At 65.6% G+C, this 14,144-nt stretch carries 14 protein-coding genes; 6 read left to right on the top strand and 8 right to left on the bottom strand.

What is annotated here, in order from left to right:
- Window positions 1-33: 33 nt before the first annotated feature.
- Window positions 34-1,458, bottom strand: coding sequence for a M20 family metallopeptidase (locus tag ISP20_RS05910; RefSeq protein ID WP_204635146.1), 1,425 nt, complete (start codon window positions 1,456-1,458; stop codon window positions 34-36).
- Window positions 1,459-1,656: 198 nt separating this feature from the next.
- On the opposite strand from ISP20_RS05910, the gene ISP20_RS05905 reads away from it, so the two are divergent.
- From ISP20_RS05905 to ISP20_RS05890, 4 genes are all read left to right on the top strand, one after another.
- Window positions 1,657-2,022, top strand: coding sequence for a ComEA family DNA-binding protein (locus ISP20_RS05905; RefSeq protein ID WP_204635145.1), 366 nt, complete (start codon window positions 1,657-1,659; stop codon window positions 2,020-2,022).
- Window positions 2,023-2,127: 105 nt separating this feature from the next.
- Complete coding sequence (locus ISP20_RS05900) at window positions 2,128-2,607, top strand: SET domain-containing protein-lysine N-methyltransferase (RefSeq protein ID WP_204635144.1); 480 nt, start codon at window positions 2,128-2,130, stop codon at window positions 2,605-2,607.
- Between the two features lie 5 nt (window positions 2,608-2,612).
- Window positions 2,613-3,152, top strand: a complete 540-nt coding sequence (locus ISP20_RS05895) for a GNAT family N-acetyltransferase (RefSeq protein ID WP_204635143.1) — start codon at window positions 2,613-2,615, stop codon at window positions 3,150-3,152.
- Entirely contained in the window at window positions 3,149-3,718 is a 570-nt protein-coding gene (locus ISP20_RS05890; protein WP_204635142.1) for a HutD family protein, read from the top strand. Before ISP20_RS05895 ends, ISP20_RS05890 begins: the two co-directional genes overlap by 4 nt.
- A gap of 9 nt (window positions 3,719-3,727) precedes the next feature.
- Here the strand turns inward: ISP20_RS05890 and ISP20_RS05885 are convergent, their stop codons facing one another.
- From ISP20_RS05885 to ISP20_RS05855, 7 genes are all read right to left on the bottom strand, one after another.
- Window positions 3,728-4,648, bottom strand: a complete 921-nt coding sequence (locus ISP20_RS05885) for a hypothetical protein (RefSeq protein ID WP_239535384.1) — start codon at window positions 4,646-4,648, stop codon at window positions 3,728-3,730.
- Window positions 4,630-6,843, bottom strand: coding sequence for a M1 family metallopeptidase (locus ISP20_RS05880; protein WP_239535382.1), 2,214 nt, complete (start codon window positions 6,841-6,843; stop codon window positions 4,630-4,632). Before ISP20_RS05880 ends, ISP20_RS05885 begins: the two co-directional genes overlap by 19 nt.
- A 79-nt stretch (window positions 6,844-6,922) precedes the next feature.
- Window positions 6,923-8,563 (bottom strand): sulfite reductase subunit alpha, encoded by a 1,641-nt coding sequence (locus ISP20_RS05875; protein WP_204635141.1) that lies wholly within the window; start codon window positions 8,561-8,563, stop codon window positions 6,923-6,925.
- Window positions 8,560-9,534 carry an FAD:protein FMN transferase gene (locus tag ISP20_RS05870; protein ID WP_204635140.1) on the bottom strand — a complete coding sequence of 325 codons (975 nt, stop codon included), beginning with the start codon at window positions 9,532-9,534 and terminating at the stop codon, window positions 8,560-8,562. The genes ISP20_RS05875 and ISP20_RS05870 overlap by 4 nt, the downstream gene beginning before the upstream one ends.
- Window positions 9,535-9,578: 44 nt before the next feature.
- Window positions 9,579-10,391 (bottom strand): DUF4198 domain-containing protein, encoded by an 813-nt coding sequence (locus tag ISP20_RS05865; RefSeq protein ID WP_204635139.1) that lies wholly within the window; start codon window positions 10,389-10,391, stop codon window positions 9,579-9,581.
- 18 nt (window positions 10,392-10,409) lie between these two features.
- Window positions 10,410-10,925: a DUF2271 domain-containing protein gene (locus ISP20_RS05860; RefSeq protein ID WP_204635138.1), complete on the bottom strand. Its 516-nt coding sequence runs from the start codon at window positions 10,923-10,925 to the stop codon at window positions 10,410-10,412.
- 105 nt (window positions 10,926-11,030) lie between these two features.
- Complete coding sequence (locus ISP20_RS05855) at window positions 11,031-11,675, bottom strand: PepSY-associated TM helix domain-containing protein (RefSeq protein WP_204635137.1); 645 nt, start codon at window positions 11,673-11,675, stop codon at window positions 11,031-11,033.
- Between the two features lie 246 nt (window positions 11,676-11,921).
- Here ISP20_RS05855 and ISP20_RS05850 point away from each other — a divergent pair, with 246 nt between their 5' ends.
- Both ISP20_RS05850 and ISP20_RS05845 read left to right on the top strand, forming a co-directional pair.
- On the top strand, window positions 11,922-12,611 hold the full coding sequence (locus ISP20_RS05850; protein ID WP_204635136.1) for a response regulator: 690 nt from the start codon (window positions 11,922-11,924) through the stop codon (window positions 12,609-12,611).
- 41 nt (window positions 12,612-12,652) lie between these two features.
- Complete coding sequence (locus ISP20_RS05845; RefSeq protein WP_204635880.1) at window positions 12,653-14,074, top strand: sensor histidine kinase; 1,422 nt, start codon at window positions 12,653-12,655, stop codon at window positions 14,072-14,074.
- The last annotated feature ends 70 nt before the right edge of the window (window positions 14,075-14,144 follow it).

Raw genomic sequence — 14,144 nt, 5'->3', positions numbered from 1 at the left:
CGCCTCGGCCAGCAGCCGAGGCGACGATCACGTTCAGGCCTTGGCGCCCTGCGCGTAGTGATGGGCGACCACATCGGCCACCACCATCGACACCTTCTTACCGGTGGGGATATGCAGGAATTCGTTCGGGCCATGCGCATTCGAATGCGGGCCGAGCACGCCAGTGATCAGGAACTGTGCTTTCGGGAACTTCTCGCCCAGCATGCCCATGAAGGGAATGCTGCCGCCCTCGCCCATATATGCAGCGGGTGCGCCGAAATAGGTTTCCGAGGCCTTGGCCACGGCTTCTTCCAACCACGACGACAGCTGCGGCGCATTCCAGCCGCTGCCATCCTTCTCGAGCTTGAAGGTGACCTTGGCGCCGTACGGCGGATCCTTTTCCAGCAGCTGCTTGACCAACTGGCCTGCCTTGGCGCCCGACAAGGTCGGCGGCACGCGCAGGCTGAGCTTCACCGAGGTCTTCGGACGCAGCACGTTGCCCGCGCTCTCCAGCGGCGGCATGCCGTCGACGCCGGTCACCGCGAGCTGCGGACGCCAGGTGCGGTTGAGCACCAGTTCGGTCAGGTCTTCGGTGACCGGATGCATGCCGGCCACGAACGGGAACTTGTCGTAGATCGCCGTGCCCAGCACCTCGGCCGACTTCTTGGCCTGGTCGATGCGCTGCTGCGGAATGTCGACGTACAGTTCCTTCGGCTTGATCGTGCCGGTTTCCTGGTCTTCCAGGCGGCTCAGCAGCTCGCGCAGGATGCGGAAGCTGGAGGGCACCACGCCGGAGGCGTCGCCGGAATGCACGCCCTCTTCCAGCACCTGCACGGTCAGCTCGCCGCCGGTCATGCCGCGCAGCGAGGTGGTGAGCCACAGCTGCTCGTAGTTGCCGCAACCCGAATCCAGGCACACCACCAGCGACGGGTTGCCGATGCGTTCGGCCAGATGATCCACGTAGTACGGCAGATCGTAGCTGCCCGACTCTTCGCAGGCTTCGATCAGCACCACGCAACGCGCGTGCGGCACGCCCTGCTCATGCAGCGCCAGCAGCGCGGCCAGCGAACCGAAGATGGCGTAGCCGTCGTCGGCGCCGCCGCGGCCATACAACTTGTCGCCCTTCAGCACCGGCGTCCACGGACCGAGGCCTTCGGCCCAACCGGTCATTTCCGGCTGCTTGTCCAGATGGCCGTAGAGCACCACGGTGTCGTCGCCCGTGCCCGGCACTTCGATATAGATGAGCGGCGTGCGGCCTTCCAGGCGCACCACCTCGAGCGTGGCGCCCGGCAGCGAGGACAGCTTGCTGCGCGCCCAGGTTTCCATCAGCTTCACCGCGGCATCCATGTAGCCGTGCTCCACCCACTTGGGGTCGAACATGGGCGACTTGTTGGGAATGCGGATGTACTCGATCAGCTGCGGCACGATCTCGTCATCCCACAGTCCGCTGATGAATCGATTGAGGCGGGCGGTATCCATGGACGACTCCTGACAGCGTGGGAAAAGACCGCCATTGTATCAGCCCAGGCTAGGCGCCCTGCCCCGGCGCCAAGGCCCACGCGCCATCAGGCGCATTTCCCCCGCAGCGATTGCCGACAGCCGACAGCCCTGCTGGTGGCGGCTCGGCACAGTCATCGGGCGGCCGGGAGGAGGTCGCATCAACCACGGGGAATCATCATGATCAAGCAGATCGCAACAGCACTGTTGGCGTTTGCGCTGGCGTGGCCGGCCTTCGCAAGCACGCCGGTCAACGTCAACACGGCCGATGCCGCCACCCTGGCCAACTCGTTGGACGGGATCGGACCGGCCAAGGCAGCGGCCATCGTGGCGTACCGGGAAGAGCACGGGCCATTCAAGACCGTCGACGACCTGTCGCACGTGAAAGGCTTCGGCCCAGCCACGATGGAACGCAACCGTAGCGCCATCCTGTTGAGCGGCGGAGACGCCGCGGCAAAACCCGCCGCCAAGGGATCGGCAGCACCGGCCAAGGTGGCCGCTCCGGCCAAGCCCGCGCCCAAAGGGGGCAAAGCCGGCGGGCAATAAACAAACCGCGTCAATTACTTGCGTACACAAATGGTGCCGGCCGGGTATGGAAACCCCGGCCGGATGCGCCTACACTCGCCCGCCTGCCATTGGCGTAGGGCTGCCATGATTGTTCCGCGTTACCGCATAGCCGCGTCGAACATCGCCGGTGCGGGTCAGGGGTTGTTCTTGCTGGATGACGTGCGCGCCGGACAGATCGTCACGGCGCCGGACGCTATCGACCGCACCTACCGCCACGACGAGCTGGTGAGCTCGCCGGAGCTGTCGGCGCAGCTGTACGCCAGTGCGCGCTGGTTCGAGGACCGTTACACCGTGTCCCCGGACTGGCCGGATGAGTGCTATATCAACCACAGCTTCGAACCCACGGGGCTGTGGCATCTGGGTTTCGTGTTTGCCGCGCAGGACCTCGCGGCTGGAACGGAGATGACGGTGGACTACCGCCATCTGCTGCCCCCGGGAGAGGAAGAAGCCTTCGTTGACGCTGCCACCGGGCAGAAGATCGTAGGCATGCCATGGATCGAAAGCCTTCGGACGAGCACTCACGCTTTGGCGTCCCTGCTCGATGGCACCCGACTTGCTTGCTGAAGATCATGATCGACATACCTGTTATTGAAACCGCGCGACTGCGCCTTACCGCCCTGGCCGAACGTCATTTCGACGACTACGCCGCGATGCTGGCCGACCCGGCCAGCACCCGCTGGATCGGCGACGGCCAGCCGCTGGACCGCACCAACGCCTGGCGCTCGCTGGCCATGCTGATCGGTCACTGGCAACTGCGTGGCTACGGCATGTGGGCGTTGGAACTGAAGGACACCGGCGAATTCATCGGCCGCGCCGGGCTGATGCGCCCCGAAGGCTGGCCGGATCTGGAACTCGGCTGGATGCTCAAGCCCGAGTTCCGCCACCACGGCTATGCCACCGAGGCGGGCGGCGCCATCCTCGACTTCGCCTGGCATGCGCTGGGCGCACCGCGCGTGATCAGCCTGGTGAAGATCGGCAACGAGGCCTCCGACCGCGTCGCCGAACGCCTGGGCGGCGAGCACATCGAAGACATGGATTTCTTCGGCGCCCACAACCACGTCTTCGCCTACTACCCGCCCTGCACCGAGAAGCGTCGCGCCTGGGCATGAGCCAGCTCAGCCGCCTGCCCATCGACAGCCTGCACGGCTCACCCTGGGCCGAGGGACCGGTTTACATCACCACCGTCGCCAGCGGTCCGGATGAAGAAAACTGGCAATGGCAGATGACGCTCGTGGACGTGGACCAGGAAGCCGTCTTTCCATCACATACTGACCTGCGCCGGCACTTCGTGCCGCTGGACGCCCCGGTGGAGCTCGCCTTCGCCGATGGCCACACGCAACATCTGGCTCGCCTCCAGGTCGCGCAGTTCGACCTGAGCCACGATCCGCAGACCTGCCTGCCCAGCGCTCCCACGCGCACGTTCAACCTCAAGTTGCGCGGCGACGTGCAGGGCGAGCTGATCGTGCGTCCGCTCAACGGTGCCATGGTGCTGCTGGCGCCGTCGGGCTGGCGCTGGTTCCTGCTGTTGTTGTCAGGCCGCGCGAAAGTCATCGCCGACCATCGTTCGCAACCGCTGGAAGCAAACGACATGCTGTGGATCGACCCGATCCCCAGCCATCCGGTCCGCATCGAAGGCGGCGGCGAACTGGTGCTGGTTCGCCTTCCCACCGCCTGACCCGGGCTCTTACAGGCTGGATCGCCGGCCCAGCCCAAGCGAGCGACCGATTTCCGCCAGCCCGAACAAGCGGGCGATACGCATCCAGCCCAGGGCAACCACCACCAGTTGGGTGAGCAGGAAGCCCCACAGCAAACCATGCGCGCCTACCGACACCGTGTGCGCGCGAAGGAGCCCGAACGCAAGCGCCAAAGCGAAGCCCAACGCGGTGATCAACACGTAGGCGAGCAAGCTCGACACGGGGCGCCGCAACAGCTGCAGCAGGCCGCGGAGCATGGCGACGGTGGCCGAACGCAATCCCACATCTGCAATGAACGACGCGCGCGCGGCTTCCACCCAGGCCTGGGTCAACACGATCACGATGCCGGCGGCCCACCACGCCATGTGCTGCGCGCTGTCGGCTTGCGACTGCAGCGTGGCGGCATCGCTGCGGTCGTCGGCCCAATCGAGCCCCCACTGCGCCAGCAGGCCAGCGAGCGCATACGGCAGGATCGACCAGAGCGTGAGTCGAAACATGCGGCCGTATTCGGCCAGGCCACCCTGCAACAACGGGCCGAAGCCGAGCGAGCGCCCTGCCCGGCCGCTCGCCACCACCATGCCGTTGAGCCATGGCAGCCAAAGCAGCATCAGCAGCACGCTGGCCAGTCCGGCGCCATGGAGCGTCGCATGCTGTTTCGACAACGCCACCGCGACATCGCCGAACATCAGGCCGTCGAACTGCTTCGCCCATACCTGCGCATGCGTGGAGTGATCGAGCAAGGCGCCGAGCGACTGCAGCAACGGCAGCGCCGCCACCGACGTGGCGATGAGCGTGGCCACTATCCACAACAGCAGCAACCGCCACTGCAAGGCCGCGAACGGCGCCAATGCGACGGCACCCAGATCGACACGACGAGAACTCTTGTAGGCCATCACAGCGTCACCAGGCATGCGTACAGCGACTGCAACAGCGCCGCGAGATCGGCCGTCCAGCGGCGCGAGGCCGAGGGATAGGCTTTCGTGGTGCGGCTGTCGTTGAGCTTGTCGTCGTCGAGCAGGACTTTTTGTTCGGGGTCGAGTTCGGCGGAAACTGCCGCGGTATCGCCCGTGAAGACAAAACGAGCCCAGCGGCGGTCATCGTCCCAGCGCACGTCGACGTGCGATCCACCGGCAAACGTCACGCGCAGGATCTGCGGCACGGCCGCACCTTCGCGCACGACGGTGACCGTGCTGCGGATGGGAAACGCGCCCGGCTTGGTTCTTCCCGTGTCGGGATGGGATTTCTTCCACGCGTCTTCCGCCTTCGCCACCTGTTCGTAGCGGTCATCGTCCGTCAGCTCCGTGCGCTGGCCGTTCTTCACCCAGCTGCCGGCTTCGGGCAGCACCCTGCTGGTGTCGATCGTCACCACACGATCGTCGATGCGCACCGTCCCATAGACGAATTGGTCGAATACCTCGTCCACCGCGCGCGCATTGCCGGAAACATCGATCAGCGTCGCGCGCAGATCCGCGGCGGAGGGATGGCGGAAATGCCAGCGCAGATAGTATTCGCGCATCGCCTGCGCCATCGTGTCCTTGCCCAACCGTTCCTCCAGATCGTGCATGGCCGTGGCCGTGCGCGAATACACGGTGCCGTAGCTGGAGGTGGAATAGCGATCCCAACTGTTCTGTCCCAACGGATCGAACGGATGCGCCAGGCCGGCATCTAGGCGTTCGAAGGCGAACGCCTCCATCGACGGCGTGATGCCGGCGCGCCGCAACCAGCTGCCGGGCGCGAGCACGCGCTGGCCGCGTTCGCGCAACATGCGATCGTCCCAGTATTCGTTGATGCCTTCATCGAGCATCGGCTCCTCGAATTCGTTCGAGGCGAGCAGGCCGTAGAAATAGCCGTGGCCGAATTCGTGGATGGTTACGAAGTCGATGTTCCACTGATCCATGGTGCCCTTGTCGATCGCCTTGTCGCCCTCGACGGTGAAGAAGGTCGGATACTCCATGCCGCCCGCTTCATCCGCATTGAACGGCGGCACCACAGCGGTCACGGTGCGATATGGATACGGCCCCAGCGTGTCGGAAAAATACGTCAGCGAGTCCAGCGTGGCCTTGAGCACCGGCTGCGCGGTGGCGATGTATTCCGGCGGATAGATCACGCGTACCGCCACGCTCGGACTGCCCGGCCCCTGCCAGCTGCCTTCCAGCGTACGGAATCCCTTGGCGGCGACCCAGGCGAAATCGTGCACGTCGTGCTGCAGGAAGTGATAGGTGGTCTTGCCGTTCTGTTCGGAGGGCTCCCCCTGCTGCGCGCCGACCGCGCCGACGGTGTAGTCGGAGGGCACCGTGAGCCGCACATCGTAGCTGCCGAAGTCCGCGTAGAACTCGCTGTTGAAATGGAACTCGTGCACGTTCCATTGCGCCTGGGTGGCGCCACGCTCGCCGGGCAGCTCGAGCACGCCGATCTTGGGGAACCACTGCGCCACCAGATTGAAGTTGCCCCACCAGCCGGTGCGCTCGATCACGCGAGGCAGCTGACTGACGAAGTCGATATCCAAGGTGAGCGTGCCGCCGGGAGGCACCGGCTCGGCGAGATCGATGGCGACCACGGTCTGGTCGGTGGCCGGTCCGTCGTCGGGATGTACGAAGCTCCACTTCAGCGCCGCGTTGCCCTGCTGCACGCCGGTCAGGTCAATCCAACCCCACTCGCCTTTTGCTGGCGTGGTTTCTGCGCGCGAATGCCCATGCGCCGCGAACAAGCTGCGTTCGGTGAAGAAGGTGCTGCCTTCGTTCTGGAAGGCATTGAGATAGAGATGAAGGTAGATGCGATTGACCGGATGCTGGCTGCGATTGCGCCAGCTGAGTTGTTCGCTGCCCTTGACGCTGTGCCTGGCGGCGTCCAACTCGGCGTCGATGCGATAACTTGCGACGCGATCGGAGAGCGTGGGTTCGTTGCCTGTGCGGACGCCGCCCCATGCATCGGGCGCGCTCGCTTCATGCGGTGCGGCAGCGCGGGCCTTGGCCAGTGGAATCGCCAGCGGCGGCGTGGCGGTGCTGCTTGCCGGTGCCGGTGCATCCTGCGCGGTCACCGCCGCTGACAGCGCCAAACAGGCCAGCGCCAGCCAGAGACGCGGCGCGCCTTGCAAACACATTCGCATGTACCCCTCCCCCCAAGGAACGCCGTCCAGACTGCGGCATCGGCGCATCGCCATCCTATAGGCTAAAGGTCACGGCAACTCAATAGACGTCGCGACGGTAGCGACCCGCTTCGCGCAGTTGTTCGACCTTGGCGTCGCCCAGGGTTTCGCGCAGGACCGCGTCGACGCCCGGGGCCATTCCCGCAAGGCTGCCGCACACATAGATGGCGGCTCCCTGCTCAATCCACTGACGCAACACATCGGCGGAGGCTCGCAAGCGGTCCTGTACGTAGAGGCGTGATTCGCCCTCGCGCGACCAGGTCAAGTCGAGCCGCTCGAGCATGCCCTGGCGCTGCCATTGCAGGATCTCGTCGCGGTGATAGAAATCGTGGGCGGATTCGCGTTCGCCGAACAGCAACCAGTTGCGTCCGCGGCCCTTTTCCACACGAGCCTTCAACAGGGCGCGCAAGCCTGCCAGACCGGTGCCGTTGCCGATCAGCACCAACGGTCGATCATCGGTTGGCGCGTGAAAGCCGGGATTGGCGCGAATACGCAACGCGATCTCGCCACCGGCTTGCGCATGCTGGGTGAGCCAGCCCGAGCCGATGCCTGCCGAACCGTCGTCCCGCTGCATGCGACGCACGAGCAGGTGCACGGCACCGTCGGTCGGCACGGAAGCAATCGAGTATTCGCGGTGCGGCAGCGCCTGCAAGGCCGCCACCAGCGCTTCAGGCGTTTCGTGCCGGGCATCGCCATCCGGCCAATGACTCGCTGACACCCACTCGCGCAAGCTCGCCCGGCGACCTGCGTGCTCGATCATGACGTCGCCGTCGAGCGCATGCGTCGTCAACCATGTTTCGACATCGGAAGGCGCATGGCGTGGCCCGATCTCCACCAGATCGCCCGCTTGCCAGCTCGCCCCGCCATCCAACGGACGCAGCGCCAGATGGAAGCATGGACCGCCTGCGCTGCCGGGATTGAGCAGGCTGCGCTCGACCAGCTGCCACCGCTGATAGTCCGGCGACTGCCAATCCGGCAAATCGCTCGCACCAGAAAGCAACGCGAGATGATGTTGCCAATGGCGCAGCGCCGCCGCGTCGCCGTTATCCACTTCCACCGCATCGAACAGCGGGGTCGCGCCGCTTTGCTGCAACCAGTGCTGCAGCGCGCGGCCAAAGCCGCAGAAATCGTCGTAGTCGCGGTCGCCCAGTGCGAGCAGGCCGTAGCGCAGCGTGGCGAGCGACTGGGGCGAGCGCATGAACTGCGTAACAAAGCGGGCGGCGCTGTCGGGCGCATCGCCTTCGCCGGTAGTGCTCACCACGAACAGCACGCGCTCCGCGCCGACCAGTGTTTCCGGATCCAATTGTCCGAGCTCGCTCAATCGCACCGACTCGCCGGCTGCCTGCAGGCTGTCCGCCGTCTGCCGCGCCCATTGCTCGGCGTTGCCGGTCTGGCTTGCGAATACGACGAGGATGCTGCGCGACGCATGGGCATGGGTGGCCGGCATACGCTGGGACTGCCGCTGCGTTGCGCGACGACGATACCAGGCCAGCCACACGGTAAATCCCACCCACAGCAGCAACACGATGGCTGCACTGAACCAGCGCAATGCGCCCGGGTCGTGCCATTCCCATTCGTGCGCGTGTAGCGTCATCAACGCCGCGATCAGCGCGGCGAGCAATCCACCAAGCAGCAGATTGCCCCAGGCGGGGCGCTTCGATGTGGCGGACGGCGGGCTCATGACGCCAGCGCTGCCTCGAACGCCGGCGAAAGATATTCTTCCAACCCGTTTGCGCCGTGCACGATGAACATCACTGCGAGGCCGCGGTCTTTTGCATACGCCATGCCCTGCTCCGGCCCCAGCACGGTCATCAGGGTGCCCATCGGATCAGCCTGCATCGCCTCACCCGCCAGCACGCTGACCGAAGCCACCGTTTGCGGCACCGGCCGACCTGTGCGCGGATCGATGTGGTGCGAATAGGTCACACCCTCGGCAGCGAACTGGCGACGATAGTCGCCGGAGGTGGCGATGGCGCGTCCCGTGAGGCAAACCACCTGGCTGAGCTGGTCGGCGTACTGCACGGCGCCGCTCGCCGCACCGGGGCGCTCGATGCCGATGCGCCACGGCGAGCCATCCGGCTTGCTGCCCTTGCCTTTCATCTCGCCGCCGACTTCGACGAGCCACGCATCGATGCCGGCAGCATCGAGGAAACGGCCGACCAGATCGACGCTGTAGCCTTTGGCCACCGACGAAAGGTCCAGATAGACGCCACCGGGCTGATACAAGCTGTGCGTGCTGGCATCCAACTTCAGGCGCCACCAGCCGATGCGCTCACGCGCAGCCTCGATCGATGCGCGCGACGGCGGTTCGCGTCGCGCGCCATCGGGACCGAAACCCCACAGATTCACCAGCGGGCCTACCGTGGGGTCGTACGCGCCATCGCTGTCGCGCGCCACCTGCAACGCGTGCTTCACCACTTCGAAACACTCGGCCGGCAACACGTGCCACGTACCGGCCGGCGCCGCATTGAAACGCGATAGCGACGAGCTGGACTTGTACGTGCTCATCTGGCCATCGACCAGATCGAGCACCGCCTGGATGCCCGCCACCTGCGATGCCAGCGACCGCTCCGCCTGCATCACCGCACGCACCGACCAGAACGTGCCCATGGTCTCGCCTTGCGCGGATTGCACGATGTCGAGAGGCTTCATGGACAGCGCACCGTTCCGATCGATGGCATCGCTTGCGTGGGGCATTACTGCGGCAGCACTTCCAGCGTGGCGGCGTAGGAGAGGCGACGCACCTTGGCCTGCTTGATGCTGGACTTGTTGTCCTGCGTGCTGGCGTTCACCCAGTACATGCCGGCGTGCGGCCAGGTGATGCTGAACTTGCCATCCTTGTCGGTGGTGACGTCGATTTCTTCCGGCGCATTGCGATAACGCGTCTCGCCGGCGATGGCCATCACCTTGAGGTTCGATGCCGGCTTGCCGTCGAGCAGCAGCTGGAACGTCGCCGCCTCGCCCGAGGCGAGATCGGTGACGCGCGTCACCGGCACCAGCTCCAGGCCCTTGCCGCTGGGCTTGAGCGCGCCATCGCTCGGCTTGCCGTTGGTGACGAAGGTTTCCACGCGGTTGATCGATTCGGAGACCTCCACGTTCTTCGCGTTGGACGGAATCGACTTGGCCAGCTCGGCCGCATCGCCGCGCCAGCGCTTCTTCTGGCCGTCCACTTCGTAACTGGCGAACAGGCCGCCATTCACGGCGGCGATCTTGTAGGTGCCGGCTTCGGTCAGGTGCACGTCGAACACGCTGCGGTACTGGCCGGTGAGCGCATTCTCCGGCTTGGCCGTCTGGCCGTCCGGCAGCGTGATGGTCACGCGGTCCAGCTGCACCGGCATATGGTCGGGATAGAACAGGTCATTGGAGACGGCCGCATCCACCGTCACCCACGGGTCGGCCCCGGAGACGTTGGTGGCCGACGGCACCATCCACATCTTGTGCGCCTGCGCGGTGAACGGCAGTGCCAGCGCCAGCGCCAATGCGCCCCACTTCAACGAATGCTTGCTCATGCGGTTGTGCTCCTTCATTTAGGGGGCGAGATCGACTTTGACGGCACCGAGTTCGCTGCTGCCCTGGGCGGCGAGCTGCTGCGGCGCCGTGGCGGGCCAGGTGAACGGCACGCGCACCACTTCGCGGCCGCCAACTTCGCGCGCGGCCTCCACCACCAGTTCGTACTTGCCCGGCGCCAGCTCGGCCAGCGGCGCCTTGCCCTCGTGGAAGCTCAGCTTCTGGTCGCCGGCCGGACGCGTTGCACCGGACACGCCGTCCACCGGCATCTGCAGCTCGCGGCCGCCGCGACGCCACCACTGGCGCAACTCGGGCAGCCACTTGGTACCAGCGCCTTCCTTCGATTCTTTTTGCGCATACCACACGGCCAGCTGCGCAGCGACGGAATGATCTTCGCGCTCCACCCACACGGCGGTATACGGACGGTGGTATTCCGCCACGTTGAGCTGGGGAATCTGCACTGTGACGTTGAGGTCGGCCGCGGCGACCGGAGCGGCCAGCAGCATCGCGGGGAGGGTCAGGGAAAGGCGGCGCATGATGTCCTCGGTTAGGCGCGAGAAGAAGAATCGAAAACGATGGAAGACGGGAATGGTGTACCGCTGGACCCGGACATCTTCATGCTCGTCCGCTCACTTTTCATGTCAGTGGATGAAGATCAGCGCAAGCAGCAGCGGCAGCACCAGTCCGAAGGCAACCAGCGGCCAGGTCGCGCCGCGCTGCGCGGCATGCATCTTCAGCAAGAGCAGGCCGGTGACCGAAAAGATCACGCAGGCCAGCGCAAATACATCGATGAACCAGCCCCACGCCGGTCCGGCATGGCGGCCTTTGTGCAAATCGTTGAGGTAGGCAATGACGCCGCGCGAGCTGCGCTCGGTTTCCACCTTGCCGGTTTCGCGGTCGATGCTCAGCCACGCATCGCCGCCCGGCCGCGGCATCGAGAGATAGATTTCATCGGACGACCAATCGCCGGTGCGGCCGGCCACGTCAACGTCGAGCGTGGCGCCAACCCAGTCCGCCACGGCGGCCGGCAAGGCCACGCCCTTGCGCTCCTCGTCGCCACTCACGGCCTTGAGCAAGGCGGCGGGCAATTGCGCGTTGCGATGGACCGTACTCGCCTGCGCCTCGATCTGGCCGGCGTGGTTGAGCGTGAAACCGGTAATGGCGAACAGCAGCATGCCCACCAGGCACAGCGCGGAGCTGATCCAGTGCCATTGATGGAGTTGCTTGAGCCAGAACGCGCGGCTCGCTCCCATCCGGTTGTTGTGCGACCGCGCCGCTGATTCCATGCCTGCCTTTCAGAGCCTGTTGATGGTCTCTTTCGAATCAACGCCAAACCGCATGACGCGCATGCAACCGAGTCGCCCGCCCGTTGTCTCAAACCTGCACCAGGGCGCTAAGCTTCCCACCATCTGGGCAGCCTGCTCCTGACATAGGGTCGGAATGTTGCCACAAATGAGAATCACTCGCAATTCAATAATGATGGCTCGCGCACCCATTCACGCGCCGAACTGCCACCTCAGCCGGAAGACTTTATGCGCATTTTGATTGCCGAGGACGATCCCTCGATTGCCGCCGGTGTCAGCGCCTCGCTGCGCCAGGGCGGCCACGCGGTGGACTGCGTGACCGATGGCGCCAAGGCCGATGCTGCCCTGCGCGACACTCCGTACGACCTGCTTATTCTCGACCTGGGCCTGCCCAACCTGGACGGCGCCGATGTGCTGCAGCGGCTGCGCAAGCGCGGCACCGGCCTGCCGGTGCTGGTGATCACCGCCCGCGAAGGTTTGCGCGAACGCGTGCGGGTGCTCGATCTGGGCGCCGACGACTACCTGGTGAAGCCGTTCGCGCTCGCCGAATTCGAAGCACGCGTGCGCGCGCTGTTGCGCCGCTACACCTCGCAGGGCGCCCCTGAACTCACCATGGGACGGCTGCGCCTGGATCTTCCCGGCCACCGCGCCTGGATCGACGACCAGCCGCTCGAGCTCACCGCCCGCGAATTCGGCCTGCTCGAAGCACTGGCCGCACGCCCCGACCGCGTGACCAGTCGCGCCCAATTGGTCGAAGCGTTGTGCAGTTGGGACGAAGAACTCACCGACAACGGCCTGGACATCGCCATCTATCGCCTGCGCCGCAAGCTCGCTGACTCGGGCACGCAGGTACGCACCATCCGCGGCCTCGGTTACCTGCTGGAAGAAGTGAAGGAAGGCAAGGAAACCAAGCCATGAGCGAACGGGCGCGCACGCAGGACGCATCGTGGCTCTATCGCATGATCGAACCCGATGGCCGCCCCAGCTTGCGCCATCGCCTGCTGTCCTCCTTGCTGGTGCCGTTGATGATGTTGCTGGCGGTGGAAAGCCTGATCACCTACGGCGGCGCGCTGATCTATTCCAACCACGTGCATGACCGCGACCTGGGCGACGATGCGATGACGCTCGCCCAGATGCTCAGCCAGGAAGACCTCGGCGGACAGATCTCGCCGCAGGCGCGCTTCCTGCTGGAATACGCGCCCGAAGGGCACAACTACTTCAACGTCAGCAGCCAGAAGCACGGCCTGCTGGCCGGCTCGGCCGAATTGCAGCCCGCGCCGTTGAGCGGGGCCAGTTCCGATGGCGAGCCTGCGCTCTTCACCACCACGCTGGTCACGCCGACGCAGAAGTTCCGCGAACTGCGCGCCGCCACGGTGCGCATACCGAACCTGCAGGATCCCAGCGACCAGCTCACGGTCACCATGGCCGAGACCTTCCACGATCGCCACCAGCGCGCCCGCGAAATCCTGCTGCTCAGCATTCCGGCGCAGGCCTTGCTGATCGCCAGCGTGTTTTTCCTGGTGCTCTACGGCGTGCGCGTGGGTTTGCGCCAGCTCGATCCGCTCACGGCGCGGCTGGCTTCGCGCGAACACGATCTGGCCCCGATCGGCGATGCCGATGTGCCGGTTGAAATCCTTCCGCTCACGCGCACCATCGACGGTTTGTTCGCGCGCCAGCGCGGCATGCTGGCGTTGCAGGATCGTTTCATCGCCGACGCCGCGCATCAGCTCAAGACGCCGCTGGCCGGGCTGCGCGTGCACGTGGAGCGCGCGCAGGCCGATCCCAGCAAGGAAACGGTCACCGACGCCCTGCAACACATCCTGCGCCTCACCCAACGGGCCAGCCGCACCTCCAGCCAGTTGCTCGCGTTGACGCGCGCGCAGTCGCCGGATCTCAACGAAACCGCGCCGTGCGTGCTGCTGGACCTGGCGCAGGTGATTCCCGAACTGCTGGGCGTGCGCGTGCACGACGCCATCGCCGCTGGCGTCGATCTGGGCTACGAAGGGCCGGCCGGCCCCGTGTGGATCGACGCCGATCGCCTGTCGCTGCAGGAGATGCTCGACAACATGATCGACAACAGCCTGCGCTACGCCGGCCGCGGCAGCATCCTCACCATCGGCGTGTCAGTGCTGAGCGAAGGTCCCTGCGTGAGCGTGGAAGACAACGGCCCCGGCGTACCCGCGGCCTTCCTTGAACGCCTGGGCGAACGTTTTTTCCGCGTGCCGGGCATGACCGAAGAAGGCACCGGCCTGGGACTGGCCATCGTGCAGCGCATCGCGCAGCGCCATCGCGCCGCCGTGCGCTTCCTCAATGGCAGCATGGGTGGCTTGCGCGTGGAAGTGGTGTTTCCGCCGGCGCGTACGACGCGGTCGGTCAGCTGACGCAGCCCGGCACGCCGCCGCGTCCTTTCAGAGCAATCCGATGTATTTGTCCGGGCAAGTCGTGGAACAT

The sequence above is a fragment of the Dyella kyungheensis genome (assembly GCF_016905005.1).
GTDB classification, from domain to species: domain Bacteria; phylum Pseudomonadota; class Gammaproteobacteria; order Xanthomonadales; family Rhodanobacteraceae; genus Dyella; species Dyella kyungheensis.
This window is presented reverse-complemented; position numbering and strand designations above follow the sequence as displayed.

Excerpts from the sequence above, each read along its gene's own strand:
- ISP20_RS05910 (WP_204635146.1), bottom strand. The coding sequence starts at position 1,458 with ATGGATACCGCCCGCCTCAATCGATTCATCAGCGGACTGTGGGATGAC.
- ISP20_RS05905 (WP_204635145.1), top strand. The coding sequence starts at position 1,657 with ATGATCAAGCAGATCGCAACAGCACTGTTGGCGTTTGCGCTGGCGTGG.
- ISP20_RS05900 (WP_204635144.1), top strand. The coding sequence starts at position 2,128 with ATGATTGTTCCGCGTTACCGCATAGCCGCGTCGAACATCGCCGGTGCG.
- ISP20_RS05895 (WP_204635143.1), top strand. The coding sequence starts at position 2,613 with ATGATCGACATACCTGTTATTGAAACCGCGCGACTGCGCCTTACCGCC.
- ISP20_RS05890 (WP_204635142.1), top strand. The coding sequence starts at position 3,149 with ATGAGCCAGCTCAGCCGCCTGCCCATCGACAGCCTGCACGGCTCACCC.
- ISP20_RS05885 (WP_239535384.1), bottom strand. The coding sequence starts at position 4,648 with ATGCCTGGTGACGCTGTGATGGCCTACAAGAGTTCTCGTCGTGTCGAT.
- ISP20_RS05880 (WP_239535382.1), bottom strand. The coding sequence starts at position 6,843 with ATGCGAATGTGTTTGCAAGGCGCGCCGCGTCTCTGGCTGGCGCTGGCC.
- ISP20_RS05875 (WP_204635141.1), bottom strand. The coding sequence starts at position 8,563 with ATGAGCCCGCCGTCCGCCACATCGAAGCGCCCCGCCTGGGGCAATCTG.
- ISP20_RS05870 (WP_204635140.1), bottom strand. The coding sequence starts at position 9,534 with ATGAAGCCTCTCGACATCGTGCAATCCGCGCAAGGCGAGACCATGGGC.
- ISP20_RS05865 (WP_204635139.1), bottom strand. The coding sequence starts at position 10,391 with ATGAGCAAGCATTCGTTGAAGTGGGGCGCATTGGCGCTGGCGCTGGCA.
- ISP20_RS05860 (WP_204635138.1), bottom strand. The coding sequence starts at position 10,925 with ATGCGCCGCCTTTCCCTGACCCTCCCCGCGATGCTGCTGGCCGCTCCG.
- ISP20_RS05855 (WP_204635137.1), bottom strand. The coding sequence starts at position 11,675 with ATGGAATCAGCGGCGCGGTCGCACAACAACCGGATGGGAGCGAGCCGC.
- ISP20_RS05850 (WP_204635136.1), top strand. The coding sequence starts at position 11,922 with ATGCGCATTTTGATTGCCGAGGACGATCCCTCGATTGCCGCCGGTGTC.
- ISP20_RS05845 (WP_204635880.1), top strand. The coding sequence starts at position 12,653 with ATGATCGAACCCGATGGCCGCCCCAGCTTGCGCCATCGCCTGCTGTCC.